Origin of the sequence: Nonomuraea sp. LPB2021202275-12-8 (genome assembly GCF_037044575.1) — a bacterium.
GTDB lineage: Bacteria > Actinomycetota > Actinomycetes > Streptosporangiales > Streptosporangiaceae > Nonomuraea.
The window spans coordinates 159,428-180,548 of sequence record NZ_JBAHWD010000016.1 but is presented as its reverse complement, the minus strand read 5'-3'; the positions used below and the strand labels follow the sequence as shown (position 1 = coordinate 180,548).

At 69.4% G+C, this 21,121-nt stretch carries 21 protein-coding genes; 6 read left to right on the top strand and 15 right to left on the bottom strand.

Going from position 1 to position 21,121, the window contains the following annotated elements; translation table 11 throughout:
• Positions 1-79 precede the first annotated feature (79 nt).
• The 4 genes from qcrB to ctaE are packed head-to-tail and all read right to left on the bottom strand — an operon-like array spanning position 80 to position 4,318.
• The gene (qcrB, locus tag V5E28_RS27560; protein WP_336210669.1) at positions 80-1,726 is read right to left on the bottom strand and encodes a cytochrome bc1 complex cytochrome b subunit; all 1,647 of its coding nucleotides are present in this window, start codon (positions 1,724-1,726) and stop codon (positions 80-82) included.
• On the bottom strand, positions 1,723-2,844 hold the full coding sequence (gene qcrA, locus V5E28_RS27555) for a cytochrome bc1 complex Rieske iron-sulfur subunit (RefSeq protein WP_336210668.1): 1,122 nt from the start codon (positions 2,842-2,844) through the stop codon (positions 1,723-1,725). The genes qcrB and qcrA overlap by 4 nt, the downstream gene beginning before the upstream one ends.
• Positions 2,844-3,650, bottom strand: a complete 807-nt coding sequence (qcrC, locus tag V5E28_RS27550) for a cytochrome bc1 complex diheme cytochrome c subunit (RefSeq protein ID WP_336210666.1) — start codon at positions 3,648-3,650, stop codon at positions 2,844-2,846. The genes qcrA and qcrC overlap by 1 nt, the downstream gene beginning before the upstream one ends.
• Before the next feature lie 14 nt (positions 3,651-3,664).
• Positions 3,665-4,318, bottom strand: coding sequence for an aa3-type cytochrome oxidase subunit III (gene ctaE / locus V5E28_RS27545; RefSeq protein ID WP_336210663.1), 654 nt, complete (start codon positions 4,316-4,318; stop codon positions 3,665-3,667).
• 196 nt (positions 4,319-4,514) lie between these two features.
• Here ctaE and V5E28_RS27540 point away from each other — a divergent pair, with 196 nt between their 5' ends.
• Entirely contained in the window at positions 4,515-4,913 is a 399-nt protein-coding gene (locus V5E28_RS27540) for a hypothetical protein (protein ID WP_336210677.1), read from the top strand.
• A 9-nt stretch (positions 4,914-4,922) separates the two neighbouring features.
• On the top strand, positions 4,923-5,960 hold the full coding sequence (gene trpD, locus V5E28_RS27535; RefSeq protein WP_336210660.1) for an anthranilate phosphoribosyltransferase: 1,038 nt from the start codon (positions 4,923-4,925) through the stop codon (positions 5,958-5,960).
• Positions 5,961-6,074: 114 nt separating this feature from the next.
• Here the strand turns inward: trpD and V5E28_RS27530 are convergent, their stop codons facing one another.
• The 4 genes from V5E28_RS27530 to ctaC all read right to left on the bottom strand — a co-directional run bounded on the left by V5E28_RS27530 (position 6,075) and on the right by ctaC (position 10,254).
• Positions 6,075-7,277, bottom strand: coding sequence for a L,D-transpeptidase (locus V5E28_RS27530; RefSeq protein WP_336210658.1), 1,203 nt, complete (start codon positions 7,275-7,277; stop codon positions 6,075-6,077).
• Between the two features lie 141 nt (positions 7,278-7,418).
• On the bottom strand, positions 7,419-7,832 hold the full coding sequence (locus V5E28_RS27525) for a cytochrome c oxidase subunit 4 (RefSeq protein WP_336210656.1): 414 nt from the start codon (positions 7,830-7,832) through the stop codon (positions 7,419-7,421).
• The gene (gene ctaD, locus V5E28_RS27520; protein ID WP_336210653.1) at positions 7,832-9,493 is read right to left on the bottom strand and encodes an aa3-type cytochrome oxidase subunit I; all 1,662 of its coding nucleotides are present in this window, start codon (positions 9,491-9,493) and stop codon (positions 7,832-7,834) included. The genes V5E28_RS27525 and ctaD overlap by 1 nt, the downstream gene beginning before the upstream one ends.
• Positions 9,490-10,254, bottom strand: coding sequence for an aa3-type cytochrome oxidase subunit II (gene ctaC, locus V5E28_RS27515; protein ID WP_336210650.1), 765 nt, complete (start codon positions 10,252-10,254; stop codon positions 9,490-9,492). The genes ctaD and ctaC overlap by 4 nt, the downstream gene beginning before the upstream one ends.
• A 218-nt stretch (positions 10,255-10,472) precedes the next feature.
• Between ctaC and V5E28_RS27510 the strand changes: the two genes are divergently transcribed.
• From V5E28_RS27510 to V5E28_RS27500, 3 genes are read left to right on the top strand one after another with little or no spacing between them, the layout of a single operon-like run.
• Positions 10,473-11,606 (top strand): cysteine desulfurase family protein, encoded by a 1,134-nt coding sequence (locus tag V5E28_RS27510; RefSeq protein WP_336210646.1) that lies wholly within the window; start codon positions 10,473-10,475, stop codon positions 11,604-11,606.
• A complete protein-coding gene (locus tag V5E28_RS27505; protein WP_336210644.1) occupies positions 11,603-11,848 on the top strand; it encodes a sulfurtransferase TusA family protein in 246 nt (81 codons plus the stop codon). Before V5E28_RS27510 ends, V5E28_RS27505 begins: the two co-directional genes overlap by 4 nt.
• Before the next feature lie 50 nt (positions 11,849-11,898).
• Positions 11,899-12,330, top strand: coding sequence for a CBS domain-containing protein (locus V5E28_RS27500; RefSeq protein WP_336210640.1), 432 nt, complete (start codon positions 11,899-11,901; stop codon positions 12,328-12,330).
• Between the two features lie 88 nt (positions 12,331-12,418).
• Here V5E28_RS27500 and V5E28_RS27495 read toward each other — a convergent pair whose 3' ends face one another.
• Entirely contained in the window at positions 12,419-13,405 is a 987-nt protein-coding gene (locus V5E28_RS27495) for a carbohydrate kinase family protein (protein WP_336210638.1), read from the bottom strand.
• Between the two features lie 114 nt (positions 13,406-13,519).
• Complete coding sequence (locus tag V5E28_RS27490) at positions 13,520-13,873, bottom strand: HesB/IscA family protein (protein WP_336210636.1); 354 nt, start codon at positions 13,871-13,873, stop codon at positions 13,520-13,522.
• 163 nt (positions 13,874-14,036) lie between these two features.
• Between V5E28_RS27490 and nadA the strand changes: the two genes are divergently transcribed.
• Positions 14,037-15,188, top strand: a complete 1,152-nt coding sequence (gene nadA, locus V5E28_RS27485) for a quinolinate synthase NadA (protein WP_336210634.1) — start codon at positions 14,037-14,039, stop codon at positions 15,186-15,188.
• Positions 15,189-15,237: 49 nt separating this feature from the next.
• On the opposite strand, the gene V5E28_RS27480 is transcribed toward nadA, so the two are convergent.
• From V5E28_RS27480 to htpX, 5 genes are all read right to left on the bottom strand, one after another.
• Positions 15,238-15,837, bottom strand: coding sequence for an SIMPL domain-containing protein (locus V5E28_RS27480; RefSeq protein WP_336210629.1), 600 nt, complete (start codon positions 15,835-15,837; stop codon positions 15,238-15,240).
• 29 nt (positions 15,838-15,866) lie between these two features.
• Positions 15,867-18,179, bottom strand: a complete 2,313-nt coding sequence (locus V5E28_RS27475) for a serine/threonine-protein kinase (protein WP_336210627.1) — start codon at positions 18,177-18,179, stop codon at positions 15,867-15,869.
• 114 nt (positions 18,180-18,293) lie between these two features.
• Complete coding sequence (locus V5E28_RS27470; protein WP_336210624.1) at positions 18,294-19,649, bottom strand: alpha/beta fold hydrolase; 1,356 nt, start codon at positions 19,647-19,649, stop codon at positions 18,294-18,296.
• A gap of 25 nt (positions 19,650-19,674) precedes the next feature.
• Positions 19,675-20,232, bottom strand: a complete 558-nt coding sequence (pspAB, locus tag V5E28_RS27465; RefSeq protein WP_336210622.1) for a PspA-associated protein PspAB — start codon at positions 20,230-20,232, stop codon at positions 19,675-19,677.
• A 5-nt stretch (positions 20,233-20,237) separates the two neighbouring features.
• Positions 20,238-21,095, bottom strand: a complete 858-nt coding sequence (htpX, locus tag V5E28_RS27460; RefSeq protein WP_336210676.1) for a zinc metalloprotease HtpX — start codon at positions 21,093-21,095, stop codon at positions 20,238-20,240.
• Positions 21,096-21,121: the final 26 nt, after the last annotated feature.

Genomic DNA, 21,121 nt, shown 5'->3' with positions numbered 1-21,121 from the left:
ACCGAGCGGACCTCGGCGCTCCCGGGCAGAAAGGGACCGGGCCCGGACGACAAGTCGTCCGGGCCCGGTCATCCATGCGTCATCGGGTCAGGGACTTGTCCTCGCCGGGACCCACGGCGGCGTGCTCCTCTTCGACAGGATGCTGGCCGTCGAGGGGGATCTTCTCCCCGCCGTACGCCTTCGACATCCTGCCGCGCAGCTTGCCGAGCGGGCCGCGCATGCCCTTGGGCGGGATGCCGGCGGCGTCCTCGTCCACGGGCAGCATGGGCACCGCCTCCTTGCCGCGGATGTGGGCCTCGATGTCCTCCGCCGGTGGCGTGTGGACCTCGATGAACTCTCCGTGCGGCAGGCGCTTGATCACGCCCGACTCCACGCCGTGGTGAAGGATCGCGGCGTCGGAACGCTGCAGGCCCAGGCAGATCCGGTAGGTGACCGCGTAGGCCACCGCCGGGGCGACGAACACGAGCACGCGACCGACATAGGTCGTCAGGTTCAGGTTGATGTGGAAGAACGCCGAGATCTCGTCGTTGGCTCCCAGCAGCCAGAACACGCCGTAGAACGTGATGGCCGACATGCCGATCGAGGTGCGGTGCGGGTTGTTGCGCGGGCGCTCGGCGATGTGGTGCTCGCGGTGGTCGCCGGTCACCCAGCGTTCGAGGAACGGATAGAGCGCCAGGCCCGTCATGATGAGGCCGAGCGGCCCCAGAGCCGGGATGATCACGCTCAGTGGCAGCGTGCCCGCATGGGCCGTGCCGAACATGTTGATCTCCCAGGCGGGCATGATCCGCAGCGCGCCTTCGAGGAAGCCCATGTACCAGTCGGGCTGCGACCCCGCCGAGATGTCAGCCGGTGTGTACGGTCCGAAGATCCAGATCGGGTTGATCTGCGTGAACGTCGCGAGCCCGGCCACCACGCCCAGCGTGAACAGGAAGTAGGCGCCGGCCTTGGCCATGAAGGCCGGGTAGAACGGTGCGCCCACCACGTTCTGGTTGTTCCGGCCCTTGCCGGGCATCTGGGTGTGCTTCTGCACCCACATGAGGACCATGTGGGCGGAGATGAGCGCCAGCAGGATGCCGGGGATGAGCAGGATGTGCAGCGAGTAGAACCGGGCGATGACATCGTCGCCCGGATATTCGCCGCCGAACAGGAAGAACGTGATGTACGTGCCGACCAGTGGCAGCGAGATGGCCACGCCCTCGGTGATCCGCAGACCCGCGCCGGAGAGCAGGTCGTCAGGCAGGGAGTAGCCGGTCAGGCCCTCGGCGAGTGCCAGCGTCAGCAGCAGCACGCCGATCAGCCAGTTGATCTCGCGCGGCTTGCGGTAGGCGCCGGTGAAGAACACCCGCAGCATGTGGACCATCATGCCCGCGACGAACAGCAGGGCCGCCCAGTGGTGCATCTGCCGCATGAGCAGTCCACCCCGGACGTCGAAGCTGATCTCCAGCGACGACGCGTAGGCCTCCGACATCATGACGCCGTGGAGCGGGGCGTAGGAGCCGTCGTAAGGGATCTCGCCCATGCTCGGCTTGAACCAGAACGTCAGGAACGTGCCGGTCAGCAGCAGGATGATGAACGAGTAGAGCGCGATCTCACCCAGGAGGAACGACCAGTGGTCAGGAAAGACCTTCCGCAGGTTCCGCTTGAGGAAGTTGGCCCCGCCGATGCGGTCATCGAGGAAGTTCGACGGTCCTGCGATGGCCTTGGGGACTTCGTTCAGGTCACTCATGCCTGGCCTCCCTTCCTGGCCTCGGCCTCGGCGTCGCCGCGCTCCCAGAAGCTGGGACCGACCGGCACCGCGAAGTCGCCCTGCGCGACGAGGTAGCCCTGGTCGTCGACGGCGATCGGCAGCTGCGGCAGAGGCCGGGCCGCCGGACCGAAGATGACCTTGGCGCCGTCGGCGGCGTCGAACGTCGACTGGTGGCAGGGGCACAGGATGTGATGGGTCGTCTGCTCGTACAGAGCCGCCGGGCAGCCCACGTGCGTGCAGATCTTCGAATACGCGACGATGCCGTCGTGTGTCCAGTTCTTGTTCACGCCCGACTTGATCTCCTCCGGGCGGAACTTGATCAGGATCAGCGTGGCCTTCGCCAGGACGTTCAGGTCGTGCTCGTAGCCCTCGGGGACGATCGACAGGATGCTGCCCGGCGAGTTGAAGTCGGCCGCGCGGATCGGCTGGCCGGTGCCCTCGACGACGAGGCGCAGCGGCTTGCCCTCCTTGGTCTTCTCGCCCCATACGGTGCGGCGCAGCAGCCTGTTGAAGTTGGCGCCGGTCATCTTGGAGTTGTCGAGGTCGCGCAGCAGCACCAGCGGGATGAGGCCGAGCGGCGCGGCCGCGAGCAGCAGCGTGCGGCGCAGCAGCTTGCGCTTGACGAAGCCGCTCTCGTTGGCGCCCTGCACGAAGGTGTCGGCCACCACGGCGCGGTCGTCGCCGCCGGAGGCCATCAGGTGGCGCTCCTGGACGAGAGAGTACTTCGGCATGATCTGGCGGACCCAGATGACGATGCCGACGGCCAGCGCCATCACCGCCAGCGTCAGCGTGCCGCCGAGTGCCAGGTTGGAGACGCCCGTGGCCTCCGGGCTCCCGACCTGGAACACCACGTAGGAGATGACGAAGGCGATGCCCGCCAGGAAGGTGATCGTGAAGCAGAGCGCCACGATCTTCTCGGCCCGGCGTGCCTTCTGCTCGTCCTGCAGGGTGACTCCGGGGGCGTCGCCGCTCTCCGACGTCACCTCCGCCTTGGCCGGAGACTCCCCGAGCATCGAGGTGCCCGGCGCGGGGGTGCCGATGACGCGCTTGGGCACGCGCTCATCCGGCTGCTCGATCTCATGCTCGTTGTCTGTCATCACTTCTGTCGCTTCTTCGCGGTAATCCAGATGGCGGCGAGTACGAGGGCGAAGATGCCCACTACCCAAGCTACGAGACCTTCGGTGACGGGGCCAATCCGCCCCAGGCCGAAGCCTCCGGGATCCTTCTGCTCGCGGACCTGGGTGATGTAGGCGATCATGTTGCGCTTCTCTTCGGGCGTGATCGTCGAGTCGTTGAAGACCGGCATCGCCTGCGGGCCGGTGACCATCGCCTCGTAGATCTGCGTGGGGGAAGCGTTGTTCAGGTCGGGGGCGTACTTGCCGCGCGTGAGGGCGCCGCCGGCTCCCGCCCAGTTGTGACACTGGATGCAGTTGGCGCGGAACAGCTCGCCGCCCTTGCCGGCGTCGCCGAGCTTGGGGTCGACGTGCTCCTTGCCGGGCACCTGCGGGCCGCCGCCGAGCGACTGCACATAGGCGCCGATCTGCCTGATGGCCTTCTCGTCGACCCATTCGGGCAGCGGCTTGCGCGGCACCTGCGCGCTCGGGTTGGCGGCCGGCATGCGGCCGGTGCTCATCTGGAAGTCCACGGCCGCGGCGCCGACGCCGACGAGTGTGGGGCCCGTCGGCGTGCCCTGGGCGTTGAGCCCGTGGCAGCTGGAGCAGTGCGCCGCGAAAAGGCTCCTGCCCTCCGCCACGTCGTCCACCTTGCCGGACGCGAGCGCCGCGTCCGCGGGCCTGCTCACCTGCACAAAGGTGGCGTATACCATCCCGACTAGCGCCAACGCCAAAATCAGGACGGCATATCTCGCGAGGGGATGCCGCCGCCAAGCGGTGATCCTGGTCACAGAGATCCCGTTCCTTACCGAATGATGTAGATGGTCGCGAAAAGACCGATCCAGACGACGTCGACGAAGTGCCAGTAGTAGGACACGACGATCGCGCTGGTGGCCTGCTCATGCGTGAAGCGCTTCGCGGCGTACGTACGTCCCAGCATGAACAGGAACGCGATCAGTCCACCGGTCACGTGAAGGCCGTGGAAACCTGTCGTGAGGTAGAACACCGAGGTGTAGGCGTTAGCGGACAGGGTCGCGCCCTCGCTCGCCAACTCCATGTACTCGTACAGCTGCCCGGCGACGAAGACGGCGCCCATCAGGAAGCTGACGATGTACCAGAAGCGGAGCTTGCCGACCTGCCCCTTCTCTGCGGCCCACACGCCGAGCTGGCACGTCACACTCGACAGCACCAGGATGATCGTGTTGACCGTCGCGAACGGGATGTTCAGGTGAGCAACGCCTTCCGCGGTGGTTCCCGCGGGCAGGAGCGCCGGGCCCCACTCGAGGCCTTGGCCCTCGCTCACCGACCGGATGGTGAAGTACATCGCGAACAGCGCCGCGAAGAACATGAGCTCAGAGGACAGCCAGACGATCGTCCCGACACTGACCAGGTTCGGTCTGCGGTACGGCTGTGCTGTCGTCGTCGAAGTTATTGCGGATGCTGTCGCCACGGGCAGCATTATTGCGGCTTCTGTAGTCGGTCCCGCGCACGACCCCCCGTTAGCGGCAAGAAACATGCCGCCAAGCTGGGATAATTGGTGCAAAACACCCACCTGGGGTGACGGCCTGGGACCGCACCCCGTACCACCGGTACGATCCCAGGTGACCATACCGCTACGACCGATAGTGAGCGCGACCGTGAGCACCGACGACACGATGAGGGTCCTCGTCTACAGCGACGACGCCGCCACCCGTCAGGAGGTCCGGGAGGCGATCGGCCGGCGGCCGGCTGCCGATGTCCCCTTCGTGGAGATCGTGGAGTGCGCCACCGAGCCCAAGGTCCACCAGTGGCTCGGCTCCGGCGAGATCGACGTGGCCGTGCTCGACGGCGAGACCCAGCCCGCCGGCGGCATGGGCGTCGCCCGTCAGGCCAAGGACGAGGTCTACGACTGCCCGCCCATCTGCCTGATCATCGCCAGGCGCGACGACCGGTGGCTGGCCGACTGGTCCAAGGCCGACGCGGTCGTACCCCAGCCCCTGGAGCCCATCGTGCTGGCCGACACCGTCGCCGACCTGATGCGCCGCCGCTCCTCCAGCCGACTCAACGCTAAGTAGGTACCTACCGTGGACTCGCGGACGACCTGGCCTGCCCTGCTTTCGGCTCTCCTGTCCGGAGAGCACCTGTCGGCCGACGAGACGGCCTGGGCGATGCGGGAGATCATGTCCGGCTCCGCCACCTCCGCTCAGATCGCGGCCTTCGCGGTCGCGCTGCGCGCCAAGGGCGAGACGGTGGCCGAAGTGGTCGGCCTGGCCCGCACGATGCTGGACCTGGCCACCCCGCTGCACGTCCAAGGCCCGGTCGTCGACGTCGTCGGCACGGGCGGCGACCGCGCGCACACCGTGAACGTCTCCACGATGGCCGCCATCGTGGCCGCGGCGGCGGGCGCGCGCGTGGTCAAGCACGGCAACCGCGCCGCCTCCTCCTCCTGCGGCGCCGCCGACGTCCTGGAGCACCTCGGCATCCGTCTCGACCTCACCCCCGAGCAGACGGCCCGGGTCGCCGAGCGGGCGGGCATCGCCTTCTGCTTCGCCCCCGTCTACCACCCCGCGCTCCGCTTCGCCGGCCCCACCCGCCGGGAGATCGGCGTCCCCACGGTCTTCAACTTCCTGGGCCCGCTCACCAACCCCGCGCGACCCGCCGCCCAGGCCATCGGCGTCTTCGACGCCGGCATGCTCCCGGTCCTGGCGGGCGTCTTCGCCGAGCGCGGCGTCTCCGCCCTGGTCTTCCGCGGCGACGACGGCCTCGACGAGCTCACCATCGCGACCACGTCCACGGTCTGGGTCGTCAAGGACGGCACCGCCACGCAGACCACCTTCGACCCGGCGGTCCTCGGCATCCCCCGGGCCGAGGCGGGCGCCCTGAGGGGCGGCGACGTCAAGTTCAACGCCCAGGCGGTGCACGACCTGGTCCGCGGCAAGACGGGCCCGGTCCGCGACGCCGTCCTGCTCAACGCGGCCGCCGCCCTGGTGGCCCTGGACGGCCCCGGCAACGACCTCGACTCGGCCATGATCGACGCCTACGCCCGCGCCGTCCAGGCCGTCGACTCCGGCCGCGCCTCGGCGACCCTCGACGGCTGGATCGAGGCCAGCGGCTCCGCGTGACGGGTCGAGGTGGACGGGGATGTCACCCGCCCGATGCCCTCGCCCTGGACAGCCTCGTACGGCACGGCCTCCCTGGCCGTGCCGTACGAGATCCTCCTGAGGCCTGGCCGGGCCTCAGGAGCTCAGGGCCAGCGTGGGGCCCGCCTTCAGGGAGCTCCACTTGAGCCACTCCTTCCAGCTCTCCTGCCAGTGCCCCCACCCGTTCGTCGGCTCCAGCTTCCTGGGCGACCCGGTGATGATGATCGGGTCCCCGATCAGCGTGTTCTTGATGAACCACGCCGCGTTCGCCGGGCTGACGTTCACGCAGCCGTGGCTGACGTTCGAGTTGCCCTGCGAGCCCACGGACCAGGGCGCGCTGTGCACGTACTCGCCGCTGTTGGAGATGCGGACCGTGTTGTACACCGTGAGCCGGTAGTAGCCGGCCGAGCCCGGCCCGATACCGGGCGAGACCATGATGGTCACCGGCTCGCGGGACATGGCCAGGTGGATGCCGGAGGTCGTGTAGTACTTCCACTGGCCGCCCTGGCCGGCGCTCATCGGCATGTCCCGGATCTTCTTGCCGTCGCGCCTGACGTGCAGGACGTGCTCGTTGGTGCTGCCCTTGGTGATCTGGGAGCGGCCGATCCTGAAGTCGAGGTCGAGGTCGCGCTTGCCGTACATGCCCTTGCCCGCGTGCACGCCGGCCAGGCTGGCCTCGACACGGACGTCGGTGCGGGCGGGCCAGTACTCCCTGGGGCGGAAGTCGAGGTGCCGGTCGTCGAACCAGTGCCAGGCGCCTTCCACGGGCTTGGAGGTGCGCACGACGAGGTTGCGTTCGATGGCGACCCGATCGGTGATGGGCTGGTCGAAGGTGATCATGATGGGCATGCCGACGCCGACGGTCAGGCCGGTGTCGTCCTTGTTGGGGGTGATGCGCTCGATGTCGAAGGTCTTGACCGCCTTGGCGGTGGAGAACGTGCTCGTGTGCCTGGTCTGCTTGCCCTGCGGATTGGCCGCAACCGAGGTGACCGTGTAGGTGGTGCCGGGACGCGCGGTGGTGGTGCTGCGCCAGCGGGTCCGGTCGGCGCTGAGGGCGCCCCGCAACTGGCCCGCCTTGCTCCGGACGGTGACGCTCCTGAGCGTCCCTGACTGGGCCGCTACGACCACGGTCTGGTCTGTGGGCACATTGGCCGACTTGTCGAGCGGCAGGACGGCCACGGACGCGTCTGGGGCCTTTACCGCCATCGTGCCCGCCTTGTCCGCGACGCCGCCCCACGAGCACGCCGTCAGCAGCGCCAGGGCCAGCAGGCCGGCCGATCCATACGCAACGCGCCCCACGAGCACTCCCCCGTCCGAGTAGAGCTGATTCACCTCCCTTATTACCCTCAGTGATCGATTCACCACATCCGCACCCCGGTAAAGAACACCAAAAAGCGGGCGTCCCTCCTGAAGGAGGAGCGCCCGCCGGTGGGGTGCGACTCAGTGCGAGAAGTGACCCCGGTAGTACTGGAACACGAATCCGATCATCGACATGATGATCAGGAAGACGCCGATCAGGAACATCCAGAAGCCGATCACGAACCCGGCGAAGGCGAAGGCCGCCGCCAGGCAGACGAACAGCGGCCACCAGCTGCTCGGGCTGAAGAAGCCGATCTCTCCGGCGCCGTCGCTGATGTCGGCCTGCTTGTTGTCCTCCGGCTGGGCGCCGATGCGCTTCGCGGTGAACATCAGGTAGTAGCCGATCATGAACGCGAAGCCGACCGAGATCGCCATCGCGGTGGTGCCGACCGGCTCACCCTGCCCGGTGGCCGCCTTGGTCCAGAACCAGTAGGCGACGTCGACTCCGGCGAAGAACAGGCCGCACAGCAGGAACAGCCAACCCTGAACCTTCATCAGGCCTCAACCTCCACGGGGGTCTTGGCGGACACGTGCGGGTACTTCATGTCGAACGCGGGACGCTCGGACCGGATCGGCGGCAACGAGGTGAAGTTGTGCCGCGGCGGCGGGCAGGAGGTCGCCCATTCGAGCGAGCCGCCGTAGCCCCACGGGTCGTCCACGGTGACCTTGGGCGCGCTGCGCCAGGTCTTCCAGACGTTGTAGAAGAACGGCAGCGTCGAGGCGCCGAGCACGAACGCGCCCACCGACGAGATCATGTTGAGGTCGGTGAAGCCGTCGGCCGGGCTGTAGTCGGCGTAGCGGCGCGGGAAGCCGAGCACGCCGAGCCAGTGCTGGATCAGGAACGTGGCGTGGAAGCCGATGAACAGCAGCCAGAACTGCAGCTTGCCGAGCTTGTCGTCGAGCATCTTGCCGGTGAACTTGGGCCACCAGAAGTAGAACCCGGCGAACATGGCGAACACCACGGTGCCGAACACCACGTAGTGGAAGTGCGCCACCACGAAGTAGGTGTCGCTGATGTGGAAGTCGAGCGGCGGCGAGGCCAGGATGACGCCGGTCAGGCCGCCGAGCAGGAACGTCACCAGGAAGCCGATCGAGAACAGCATCGGCGACTCGAAGCTCAGATGCCCGCGCCACATCGTGCCGATCCAGTTGAAGAACTTCACGCCCGTCGGCACCGCGATGAGGAACGTCATGAACGAGAAGAACGGCAGCAGCACCTGCCCGGTGGGGAACATGTGGTGCGCCCAGACCGTGATCGACAGGCCGGCGATCGAGATCGTCGCGGCCACGAGGCTGATGTAGCCGAAGATCGGCTTGCGGCTGAAGACCGGCAGGATCTCGGTCACGATGCCGAAGAACGGCAGCGCGATGATGTAGACCTCTGGATGGCCGAAGAACCAGAACAGATGCTGCCAGAGCATCGCCCCGCCGTTCTCCGAGCCGAAGATACTGGTGCCGAACTTTCGGTCGGCCTCCAGCGCCAGCAGCGCGGCGGCCAGCACCGGGAAGGCCATCAGCACGAGCATGCTGGTCAGCAGGATGTTCCAGGTGAAGATCGGCATCCGGAACATGGTCATGCCGGGGGCGCGCATGCAGATGATCGTGGTGATGAAGTTGACCGAGCCGAGGATCGTGCCGAGGCCGCTCAGCGCCAGGCCCATGATCCACAGGTCGCCGCCGATGCCGGGCGAGCTGATCGCGTTGGACAGCGGCGTGTAGGCGAACCAGCCGAACGAGGCCGCGCCCCCCGGGGTGAAGAAGCCCGACACGGCGATGATGCTGCCGAACAGGTAGAGCCAGTAGCTCACCATGTTGAGGCGCGGGAAGGCGACGTCGGGGGCGCCGATCTGCAGCGGCATCAGCTCGTTGGCGAACCCGGCGAACAGCGGGGTCGCGAACATCAGCAGCATGATCGTGCCGTGCATGGTGAACAGCTGGTTGAACTGCTCGTTGCTGGTGAACTGCAGCTCGGGCTGCGCCAGCTCGGCCCTCATGACCAGCGCCATGATGCCGCCGATCAGGAAGAAGGCGAACGACGTGATCAGGTAGAGGTGCCCGATGATCTTGTGATCTGTCGAGGACAGCCACTTGGCGATCACCCGGCCCTTGGGAGTGGGCCTGGCCGTCGTCGTGAGTGGTTCTTGGATGGCGGTCACTGGGCACTCCCAGCCTGGTTGGACGCGATGTACTGGTCGAACTCAGCCTGCGGGACGAGCTTCAGCGAGAACAGCATGCGGCTGTGGTCGACCCCGCACAGCTCGGCGCACCGGCCGGCGTAGACGCCGGGCCTGTTGAGCGTGTTCACCTCGAAGAAGCGGCCGGGGCTGTTCTCCGGGATGCCGGGGATGACGTCGCGCTTGAACAGCATCTCGGGCACCCAGAACGAGTGGATGACGTCGTCGCTCTTGAGCTCGAACCGGACCTTCTTGTTCACCGGCAGAACGAGCTGGGGGCCCTGCTTGTAGTCGCCCACCGGCATGCCGACGACCGGCTTGAGGTCCTTGCCCTGCACGTTCGTGGTGAAGCGCCAGCTCCACTGGAACGCCTCCACCTTGACCGTGACGTCAGGGTTCTTGGAGTCCGCGGTGAGCACCTCGCTGTCCCGCGCGGTGAAGAAGAAGAAGACCGACACCATGACGAGCGGCACGAGGGTGTAGAGCATCTCGATCGGCAGGTTGTAACGCACCTGCGGCGGGAGCTCGGCCTTGGCCTTCCGCTTGGTGTGGAACAGGCACGCCCACACGATCAGGGCGATGACCACGATGCCGGTGGCCAGCGCGGCGATCCACGCTCCGTTCCACAGGCTCTGGACAACGCCACCCTGCGTGGTGATGTGGTCCGGCAGGAGGCCACGGGACCAGTCAGCCTTGGGAACGTCATTAGCACACGCCGTAGCGGAGGCCAGGAGCAACGCCAAAGCGGCGGCGCGTGGCACTCTGCGCCGGGCCAACGAACGCCGCGTCGAACGGCGGGTCGGACTCACGGATCGCCTACCCCACAGATGAAGCCCAGGAGTCTTCTCCTGAGCGCTCGTATTTCCTGATGCACAGCTGATTGCAGACACATTAGCGTCCAACGGCCTCGCCCTCCCGCGCGCCCCCTCGGTGGCGCGCCGCGAGTGGGACGATAGGTCTCGTGGCGTACTTTGACGCGGCCTCGACCGAGCCGCTCCACCCTCAGGCACGCGAGGCGCTGCTGGCGGCGATCGACGTCGGCTGGGCCGACCCCGCGAGACTCTACGGCCAGGCCCGCCGTGCTCACCTGCTGCTGGAACAGGCCCGCACGGAGGTCGCCGAGGCGCTCGGCGCGCGGCCCGACGAGGTGTCGTTCACCTCATCCGGCACGCAGGCTGTGCATCTCGGCGTGCTCGGCACAATACAGGGCAGACGGCGTGTGGGGCGTCATCTGGTCACCAGCGCGGTCGAGCATTCCAGCGTGCTGCACGCCGCCGGCGTGCACGAGCGCGACGGCGGCACGGCCGAGACCGTGGGCGTCGACCTGCTGGGACGCGTGGATCTGGAAGCCTTCACCGAAGCCGTCTCGCGGTCCGACACGGCACTGGCCTGCCTGCAGTCGGCCAACCACGAGGTCGGCACCCTGCAGCCGGTGACCGAGGCCGCGGCGGCCTGCCGCCGCTACGGGGTTCCGCTCCTGGTCGACGCGGCCCAGACCGCCGGCCGGATGCCGGTGCCGGGCGGCTGGGCGGTGCTGACGGCGAGCGCGCACAAGTGGGGCGGGCCACCGGGCGTGGGCGTGCTCGCGGTGCGCAAGGGCACCCGGTTCCGCTCGTTCCTGCCGGAGGACGAGCGCGAGCGGCGGCGCGTGCCGGGCTTCGAGAACGTGCCGGGGATCGTCGCCGCCGCCGCGGCGCTGCGGGCGATGACGGCCGAGGCGGCTCAGGAGCGTTCCAGGCTCTCCGCCCTCGTCGACAAGATCAGGGAGACGGTGCCGAAGATCGTCCCGGACGTCGAGGTGATCGGGGATCCCGTCGAGCGCGCCCCGCACATCGTGACCTTCTCCTGCCTGTACGTCGACGGCGAGACGCTCCTCACCGAGTTGGACAAGGCGGGATTCGCGGTCTCGTCCGGCAGTTCGTGCACCGCTAGTACGCTTCGTCCATCGCACGTCCTGGAAGCGATGGGCGTGCTCACGCATGGGAATGTCCGGGTGTCACTGCCCAGGGGCGCTTCCGCGGCCGAGGTCGACAGGTTCCTCGCCGTGCTGCCCGAGCTGGTGCGCCGGATCCGCCAGGACGCAGGAGTCGCATGACAGAGACCACTCGGCCGGCATTGACGATCGACGCGCTCGGTAAGAAGTGCCCCATCCCGATCATCATGCTCGCCGAGCAGATCAACCACGTCCCGCTCAACGCCGTGGTGTCCGTCCTGGCCGACGACCCTGCGGCCTTCACGGACGTGCCCGCCTGGTGCCGGCTGAAGTCGCACCGGCACGTGGGCTCCTACGAGCTTCCCCAGGGGGGCTGGGCGATCCACGTACGGCGCAACTACTGACGCGCCAACTGGGTAGGGCCCCCGGGAATCACGACTTCCGGGGGGAAGACATGACACACGGACATCCGCACGAGACCGCCCGCGACCTGATGAGTCCGGGTTCGGAGTGCATCCAGGCCCACGAGACGCTCGACCGCGCCGCGCAGATGATGCGCGACAGCGGGGTGGGCGCGCTGCCCGTGTGCCTGGACGACCGGGTGACCGGGATCATCACCGACCGCGACATCGTCGTCAAGTGCGTGGCCACGGGCCACGACCCGGCGCAGGTGCGGGCCGGCGACCTGGCTACGGGGCTGGTGTGGGTGCCGGCCGACGCCACGGTCCAGGAGGCGCTCACGCGCATGGAGGAGCACCAGATCAAGCGGCTGCCGGTGTTCGACGACGAACGCATCGTCGGCATGATCACCGAGGCGGACCTGGCCAAGCACCTGCCCGACGCCCAGCTGGCCGAGTTCGTGCACCGGGTCTACGCCAACCGCTGAGCACCCGCTGAGCACCCGCTGAGCACCCGCTGAGCACCCGCTGAGCACTGCCCCGCCGCCTGAACGGCGGGGTCATCCGCGAGCTTCGTCAGGGGTGGTAGCAGCGTACGTGGTCGGCGATCTCCGCCGCGGCTTCGGCCCCGTAGGCGGCGCCGAAGCGCTCCATGAACGTCTGCTGTCCCAGCTCGTACTCCTGGCCGCCGACCCGCTCGAGCACGTGGGTGGCGGTCAGGTTGCCGATCTGGCCGCACCGCTCCAGCGGCATGCCCCAGGCGAGACCGGCCAGGAAGCCGGCCCGGAACGCGTCGCCGACGCCGGTCGGGTCGGCCTTGCCGCGCTCGGGCGCCGGGGCCACGTGGATGGACGGCTCGCCCTGGCGGTCGATGACGGCGCCCTTGGGGCCGAGCGTGGTGACGCGGACGCCGACCCGGCTCAGCACCTCCTCGTCGGACCAGCCGGTCTTCTGCTCGATGAGGCCCTTCTCGTAGTCGTTGGAGAACAGGTAGGCGGCCCCGTCGACGAGCTGGCGGATCTGCTCGTCGGCCATGCGCGCGAGCTGCTGGGAGATGTCGGCGGCGAACGGGATGCCGCGGTGACGGCACTCGTCGGTGTGGCGGAGCATGCCGTCCGGGTCGTTGGGGCCGATCAGCACCAGGTCGAGGCCGCCCACCCGGCTGACGACCGGCTGCAGCTCGATCAGGCGCGCCTCGGCCATCGCTCCGGTGTAGAAGGAGGCGATCTGGTTGTGGTGCTCGTCGGTGGTGCACAGGAACCGGGCGGTGTGCTGGGTGTCCGAGACGTGCACGGAGTCACAGTCGACGCCGTGCCTCTCCAGCCAGGAGCGGTAGTCGGCGAAGTCGTTGCCGACCGCGCCCACCAGGACCGGGCTCAGGCCCAGGCACGCCATGCCGAAGGCGATGTTGGCCGCGCAGCCTCCGCGACGGATCTGCAGGTCGTCGACCAGGAACGAGAGTGACACCCGGTCGAGCTGCTCGGCGATGAGCTGGTCGCCGAAGCTTCCGGGAAAGGTCATCAGGTGGTCTGTCGCGATGGAGCCGGTGACGGCGATGCGCACGGGATTCTTCTTCCTCGTTGTCAGCAAGCCTATGAGCCCCAAGAGAATACGCGAAGGCCCCGCCCGTACAAAGACGGAACGGGGCCCCCGGGGCAACCGCTAGCCGGGCTCCGACTAGTTGAAGGAGTCGCCACAGGCGCACGAGCCGGTGGCGTTCGGGTTGTCGATGGTGAAGCCCTGCTTCTCGATCGTGTCGACGAAGTCGATGGAGGCGCCCAGCAGGTACGGGGCGCTCATCCTGTCGGTGACCACGCTCACGCCGCCGAAGTCCGACACGACGTCGCCGTCCATCGAACGGTCATCGAAGAAGAGCTGGTAACGCAGCCCGGAACAGCCGCCCGGCTGCACGGCCACGCGCAGCTGGAGGCCTTCCTCGCCCTGCTGCTCGAGCAGGCTCTTGACCTTGGCGGCGGCCGCTTCGGTCAGGATCAGGCCCTGCGTCGTGGTCTCGCTGCTCTCAACCGTCATCTGCTGACTCCCTAACCCGGCTGTCTGTTTCCGACGTCCTGCTAATGACGCTACCAACACCTGCCGGGTGCTACACATTCCCCGTCCTCCCACCCCCGGAATAAATCCACCACGGCGTATGTCATCATGGGTATCGTCAGTTCGACGATAAGGGGGTACGGCCATGGCTACCCAGACTGGGCTGCCGCTCTTCGTCCTCGGTCAGGGCACCGATCCACACAGCGAGAAGGGAGTGGACTGCCCCGGCGAGCTGCCACCCGCCTCCGATCCGGACCTGGTGGACCGGGCCCGCAAGGCCAAGCAGGCGCTGGGCGACCGCCTGTTCGTGCTGGGCCATCACTACCAGCGCGACGAGGTCATCCAGTTCGCCGACGTGACCGGCGACTCCTTCAAGCTGGCGCAGCAGGCGGCTGCCAGGCCGGAGGCCGAGTTCATCGTCTTCTGCGGCGTGCACTTCATGGCCGAGTCGGCGGACATCCTGACGACGCCGTCCCAGAAGGTGATCCTGCCCGACCTGGCCGCGGGCTGCTCGATGGCCGACATGGCCACGTTCGACCAGGTCGAGGAGGCCTGGGAGGCGCTGGAGGACGCGGGCCTGGCCGATCAGGTGATTCCCGTCACATACATGAACTCCAGCGCCGACATCAAGGCCTTCTGCGGCCGGAACGGCGGCGTGGTCTGCACCTCCTCCAACGCCAGGCGCGCCCTCGACTGGGCCTTCGAGCAGGGCGAGAAGGTGCTCTTCCTGCCCGACCAGCACCTGGGCCGCAACACCGCCGTGCTGGAGATGGGCATGTCGCTCGACGACTGCGTGGTGTGGAACCCCCACCGCCCGAACGGCGGGCTCACCCAGGAGCAGCTGGAGCGGGCGCGGGTGATCCTGTGGAAGGGCCACTGCTCGGTGCACGGCCGCTTCACGGCCGAGTCCGTGGACGACGTTCGCAGCCGCATCCCGGGCGTCAACGTGCTGGTGCACCCCGAGTGCCGGCACGAGGTGGTGCTGAAGGCCGACCACGTGGGCTCGACCGAGCACATCATCAAGACGCTGCAGGCGGCGCCCGCCGGCTCGAGCTGGGCCGTCGGCACCGAGCTGAACCTGGTCAAGCGGCTCGCGCAGATGTTCCCGGACAAGAACGTCTCGTTCCTGGACAGGACCGTCTGCTACTGCTCGACCATGAACCGGATCGACCTGCCGCACCTGGTGTGGGCGCTGGAGTCACTGGCGCTCGGCGAGGTCGTCAACCAGATCACGGTCGACGACGACACCGCCCACTGGGCGCGGGTCGCCCTCGACCGGATGCTCGCACTCGCCTGACGGACTCCGCTCACCACCGGACGCCCGCCTGACCGTTCCTACTCGCCTCCTACTCGCCGAACGCGTAGCCGACCCGGACGACGACCGTCAGCGTCTGCCGTCCGGGGCTGACCGACGCCGTGTCCTCCATCGCGGCCGCGACCCGCATGGGCTGCGGCCCGCGATCGACCTCCTCGCTCACGGAGACGACCCCGCCGAGCGGGCGCCCGGCCAGCCCCGCGTACTGCGAGGCCTTGGCCGCGGCGTCGGCGAACGCCCGGTCCCGGGCCTCCCTGAGCGCCGCGTCCGGGTTCGACAGCTCGAAGGCCACCCCGTTCAGCCTGGCCTCCTCGCCCACCCCGGCGACCGTGTCGATGATCCGGTCGGCCCGGGACAGGTCGCGGATCACGGCCTCGACACCCTGCGCCGCCCGATAGGCGGACACCTTCGGATAGGCCTCGTACTCCGGGCCGAGCGAGAGCTCGGTGGTGCGCAGATCCTCGCCCGCGATCCCGGCCCCCCGCAGCGCCTCGGCCAGCCTCGCCGCGGCGGCCCTGACCCCCGCGAACGCCTCGGCCGCGGACTGCCTGCGCACCTCGACGCCCGCGTGCAGCCGCATGACGTCCGGCGCGGCCGCGACCGCGCCCTCTCCGACGACGGTGATGTCCACGCCAACTCCTTCGCTCGGCCGGTCTTGGTCTACGGCGTGCCTCTGCTGAACCGGAACGCCATGTCGTCGAACTCCGCCTTCTTGGCCGCGGTCGCCAGCACCCGGACGACCTTGCCGGACAAGTCGATCACGACCGCCTCCTGGCCCGTCCCCTTGGCGCGCCAGACGGCCAGGTGTTCATCGTCCCACCAGCCGATGAGCCGGTCGCTGGCGAACGGAACGGTGCCGGTGCCGGACCCGGCGTCGCCGCCCGAGGTGGAGCGCAGGCAGATCGAGGTGCGCGCCGCGGTGCAGTGAGCGAGGAAGCGGCTGCCGGACGGGGAGACGTCCTCGCCCTCCACCCACACGGGCGCGCCCACGTCCGACAGCGTGCGCACCGCCTTGCCGTTCAGGTCGTAGAACTTCATCCTGTCGCCCACCCAGGTGCCGACCGCCTGCCCGCCGGCGTCCCAGAAGAAGCGCCACTCGCCCGCGCCCTTCTCCTTGATCCGGAAGGTACGGGCGGTGCCCGCCTCCACGTCGACGATGCCGTAGCCGTACTCGACGCTCTCGGTGTCGGTGGACCTGTAGAGGGTGACGAGGGCCATGCTCCCGTCGGGCGACCAGCGTGGCGTGGTGGGGAAGACCGGCGAGGCGCTGACCTTGACGGTGCGCTTGCTGCCCGCCCGGTGGTCGATGACCGACAGCTGGGCGTACCTGTCGGTGCTGTAGTCCACGTCCGTGCCGAGCGCCTTGGTGCCGTCGTGGTTCAGCGCGTACTCGAAGTAGCGTCTGTCGGCTCTGAAGACGTCCGTGCCGGCCCGCCGTACATAGACGGACTTCCCGCTGTTCAGGCTGTACGAGGCCAGCTTGATCGGGTCGGAGTCCAGTTCCTCGATCTCCACGCCGCTGCCGGGCAGCTTGATCGTGGTCGGGGCCGAGGACGTGGGGGTCGGTGTGGGGGTCGGTGTGGGGGTGGGCGTCGGTGTGGACGGGGTGGAGGAGGACGTGAGGCTCTGGCTCGGCGTGGGAGTGACCGTCTGCTGTGCCGCGATCCGCGTCGCCACGAAGGCGCCCCCGGCCAGCAGCGCGAGCACGCCCGCCACGGCGGTGGCGACGATCCAGCCGGTGGCACGCCTGCCGCCCTGCCCGTGCTGCTGTTGCGGGTATAACGGGCGGGCGTGCGGGGGCGGCGGCCCGTAGCCCTGCCACACGCCTGGGGCCGGGCCGGCGGCGGCCGCGCTCCCCTGCTGGAGCAGCCCCGCCGCGGTTCCCATGCCCGGCGCGCCCCCGGCCTGACCGGCGCCCCCCGAAGTGGGCAGCGTCCCCCCGGCGCCGGGAACCGTCCCACCAGGGCCGGTCCAGGCCCCTCCGGGGGCGGAAGCACCCCCTCCATGGCCGGCGCCGGCCTCCCTGGGACCAGGTACGGCCCCGCCTGGGCCGGGCGCGGCCATCCGGGGCCCGGCCGAAGGGCCTCCCATGCCATGCGGCGCACCGCCGGACGGACCTGGGACGCCGCCGATCGGGCCGTAGCCGCCGGCCGGGCCCGGCATCGCGGCGCCCGGGGCGAACCCGCCCTGCGCGGGCACGCCGGGCGCGTGACCGAGCAGGCGCATCAGGGCCTCGCTCGCCGAAGGCCGCCGGGCGGGGTCCTTGGCCAGGCAGTCCACCACCAGCGAGCGCAGTGCCGGGTCCTGGATGGGACTGACGTCGGCCTCGGCGTGCATGATCCGGTTGATCACCGCGGGCAGGCTGTCCTGCCCGAACGGCGCGTGCCCGGAGGCGGCGAACAGCAGCGTGCAGGCCCAGGCGAACATGTCCGACGCCGGCCCGGGGCTCGACTCGCTGAGCTGCTCGGGCGCCATGAACGAGGGCGTGCCGATCGCGCTGGCGGTCAGTGTGGAGGTGAGGTCCAGCGCCCTGGCGATGCCGAAGTCGATGACCCGCGGCCCGTCGGAGGCGAGCAGCACGTTGGACGGCTTGAAGTCGCGGTGCACGATGCCGGCCTGGTGGATGGCGACGAGCGCGGTGACGGTGCCGATGGCCAGCCGGTGCAGCGACGTTCCGGAGCGGGGTCCCCGCGTCCTCACCACGTCGGTCAGGGTGGGGCCGTCGATGTACTCGCTGACGATGTACGGGCGGCCGTTGAGCAGGCCGGTCTCGATCACCTGAGCGGTGCAGAACGGCGCGACCCGCCTGGCCAGCTCCACCTCGCGGACGAACCGCACCGGCGCCTCGTCGTCGCCGGCCAGGTCGGCGCGCAGCAGCTTCACCGCGACCTGCTGCCCGTTCCCGGCCGAGGCGAGATAGACGGTGCCCTGCCCGCCCTCGCCCAGGCGATCGGTCAGGGTGTAGGCCCCCACCGAGGCTGGGTCCCCTGCACGCAGGGGCGCGAGGTCCGGCATTACATCCCCCATATATCGCCGCTTTTCCCGACATTCTGGTGGCTACCGCGGCTTCGCGTCACCTGTTCGGCATCACACCGCGTCGGCGATGGCGCCGGGGACGCGCAGGTGCACCCGGAAGCCTGGAGACGGGAGCGGGACGAGCGTGGCGTTGAGCTCCTCGGCCAGCCTCCTGCGGCAGCCGCGCCGTACGTCCGCGCACAGGACGGTCACCGGCACGTCGGGAAAGGGGTGCTCGGCCCTGATGCGACGCAGGTCGGCGGCCATGTCGCGGCGCGCGAGCCACTCCCCCGCGGCGGCCGCCAGGACGCGGCCCTTGCTGTAGAGGCCGTGCGTGTCGGCGCGACCGCAGAGCAGGCGGTGCGCCGGCGGCCCGGCGCACCGCGCCAGCGCGGTCGCGCCCCACGTGGCGCCCAGCGCGGGCAGCCATCTGCCGAGCGCCCTGCCGAAGGTGGACGCGCCGCGCCCGCGGCCGGTGTCGCATCTCGGATCCACGAGCACGAGCGCGGCCACGCGCAGCGGGTGAAGCCTGGCGAACGCCTCGGCGTGCCAGGCGGAAACCGCGTGCGCGACGACCGTGACCCGCTCGGGATGGGCGGGGGCCAGGGCGGCGAGCCGGGCCGCCTCGCCGTGCAGCGTGGGCGGGACCGGCGAGGCGGGGCTGAGGCCGAGCCCGGGCCGGTCGAAGCGGGTGACGCGGTGGTTCCTGGACAGCTCCTGCGCGACGCCGTCCCAGTGACACCAGGCCGCCGCGGGGCCCGTGGCGATCAGCACGACAGGTCCCTGGCCCTGCCGCACCACGTGCAGCGGGCCGGGCACCAGCGTGGGCACGTCACAGACCAGCAGCCTGAGCGCCACGTAGACCAGCCATCCGGCGATCAGCGTCACCTGCAGGCGCTGCGCCAGGCCGGCGAACTGACCGGCGGCCACGGCGATGGCGGCGAAGACGGTGAGAGCCCCGGTGAGGCCGGTGATGAGCCAGGCCGTCAGAGTGCGCCAGCGGATGCTCAGTAACACCATGGCGGCCAGCACGGCGGCCGTGGCGAGCATGCCGGTCACCACGTGCACGTGGTGCGGGAACGACCGCGATCCCAGCCCGCACGCCGGGGCGCTCAGCACCGCGCAGTCCAGCGGGAACACGCCGCCGGCGATGGTGAGCAGCCCGAAGGCCGCCAGCGCCAGCCAGCCCGGCCACTCGCGCTGGACCCTGGGCACCATCGCCACCCCGGCCAGGCACGCCAGGCCGGACAGCACGTCACTGACCCTGAACAGGCGAGTCCACGGCTGGTCGCGTGCCGCCAGCTCGCCGACGTAGCCGTGCGCCCTGTCGACCGCCGGCGTGGTGAACTGGCCGGTGATCCACGCGCAGTACAGCACGGCCGCCGCAATGAACGCGGAAGCCGCGAGCACGTACAACCTTCGCTCCACGTGACAATTACATCACCGAGGGCTATCAGAGTCCCGGCGCACCCCAGACGGGGAACCACCGGTTGAGGTCCTCCTCCAGCGGCAGCTCACCCTCCAGCGCCGCCCTGGCCTGCATCTCCAGGGCGTTGTCCCGCATCTGCCCGGCGAGCGGGGCGAACGGGTAGAAGGTGCCCCGCTTGTAGAGGTAGACGATGGCCAGCCGCCTGCCGTCAGGGTCGGCGAACGACACCAGCGAGCACAGCAGCGACGGGCCGAACCCGGCGGACTCCAGCGAGGAGTTGACCGCGTGCAGCTCCGTGACCAGGTCACCGATCTGGTCGGAGGTGCGCCGCACCTCCAGCCAGGTGTAGCCGTAGCTGTCGGTGAACTCCTCCACCCGCTCACCGACCAGGGCCTTGACGTCGTGCTCCAGCGTGGCGAAGGCGCCGCCCTCGGCCGCTCTGTAGGACACCGAGCCGAGCCCCGAGGGCATCATCCCGGTGGCGGCCTGCAGCGTCACGGCCGCGGACGGCAGCGCGAACAGCGCGTCGAGGTTGGGCTTGACCGGCTTGGACCGGCCAAGGAGAGTGTCGAGCCAGCCCATGGCGGTCAACCCCTTCCGAGCTGGTTGGAGATCTGCGCGAGCTGGGCCAGCCGCTTGTCCAGCGGCGGGTGGGTGGAGAACAGATTCGCCAGCGTCTCCCCCTTGGCCAGCGCGGGTGCGAAGTAGAAGGCGTTGAACGGCTCCGCCTCGCGCAGGTCGCGGGTCGGAATCCTGGCCATCTCCCCGGAGACCTTGACCAGGGCGCTGGCCAGCGCCGACGGCCGCTGCGTGAGCAGCGCGCCCGCCCGGTCAGCGGCGAGCTCCCGATAGCGCGACAGGGCGCGGGTGAGCAGGAAGCTGACGGCGTACACCAGGATCGAGACCAGCATGACGATCACCCCGATGGGCAGCCCGCCCTGGCCGTTGGAGCGGCGGTCGCCGAGGCCGGTGTAGAGCGCGATCCGCGTCATGAGCCCCGCCACGATGCCGAGGAACGAGGCGATCGTCATCACGGCGACGTCGCGGTGGGCGACGTGCGACATCTCGTGGGCGATCACGCCCTCGAGTTCCTGGGGCTCCAGGCGGCGCAGCAGGCCTGTCGTCACACAGACGACGGAGTTCTTCTGATTACGGCCGGTGGCGAAGGCGTTGGGGACGTCGGAGTCGGCGATCGCGACCCGCGGTTTGGGCATGTCGGCCAGCGCGCTCAGCCGGTCGATCAGCCCATGGAGCTCGGGGGCCTCCTGTGGCGACACCTCCCGCCCGCCCATCGCGTACAGAGCGATGCGGTCCGACAGGAAGTACTGCACGAGCAGCAGGACCCCCGCGATCAGCAGCACGGCGACCGCCCGCACGCCCAGGGCGACGAGGACGCCGACGAACACCACGTAGAGCAGGCCGAGCAGGAACAGCGTCACGACCATGCGGCGGGTCAGGCCGCTGTCAGCCG